This is a genomic window from Rhodococcus sp. P3_B8 (assembly GCF_056402775.1).
Genome location: NZ_JBFUGT010000689.1, coordinates 1 through 679, shown reverse-complemented (window position 1 = coordinate 679; position 679 = coordinate 1). Strand labels below are relative to the sequence as shown.

Genomic DNA, 679 nt, shown 5'->3' with positions numbered 1-679 from the left:
CGCTGCGGCGCCCTCGGTGCGGAACCTGCCCACCAGGACGTAGAAGGTATTGCGGGAGATGCCCTGCTCTCGGCACAGGCGGGACACGTTCACCCGTGCCCCGCCTGCGACCGCCGAGACCGCGGCCACGATGTCCGGATTCATCGAAAACCCTTTTCCACCCATGCCCGATTGTCACGGGCACGGGTCGTCAGTGTCCTCGATGTCCTGAGACATCAACTGTCCTGCATGTCCTGAACTCAGACATCCAGGGCATTCGGGAGGAACTGCTCACAGCGTCGCCGGGGGAGACCGTCGCCTCGATCGCCGGCGCGTGGGGATACGTCAACCTCGGCCTCTTCGCGGCCGCCTATCGTCGCCGGTTCGGCGAGAATCCGTCGCAGACCAGGGCCTTCGGCCCCGTGAGTGGTTGACGAGTCCAGAGACTCCTGTCTGAGTTCAGGACATGCAGGACAGTTGATGTCTCAGGACATCGAGGACACTGACGACCCGTGCCCGTGACAATCGGGCATGGGTGGAAAAGGGTTTTCGATGAATCCGGACATCGTGGCCGCGGTCTCGGCGGTCGCAGGCGGGGCACGGGTGAACGTGTCCCGCCTGTGCCGAGAGCAGGGCATCTCCCGCAATACCTTCTACGTCTCCTGGTGGGCAGGTTCCGCACCGAGGGCGCCGCAGCGTT

Annotated in this window: 1 protein-coding gene and 1 pseudogene; one reads left to right on the top strand and one right to left on the bottom strand. The window is 64.5% G+C overall.

Features of this window, described 5'->3' with window-relative positions; all coding sequences use genetic code 11:
• Positions 1-144 (bottom strand): helix-turn-helix domain-containing protein (locus AC1D1G_RS45780; protein WP_477956851.1); only part of this gene is annotated, 144 nt, incomplete at its 3' end.
• A 101-nt stretch (positions 145-245) separates the two neighbouring features.
• On the opposite strand from AC1D1G_RS45780, the pseudogene AC1D1G_RS45775 reads away from it, so the two are divergent.
• A pseudogene (locus AC1D1G_RS45775) lies at positions 246-413 on the top strand (helix-turn-helix domain-containing protein); the annotation flags it as partial.
• Positions 414-679 lie beyond the last annotated feature (266 nt).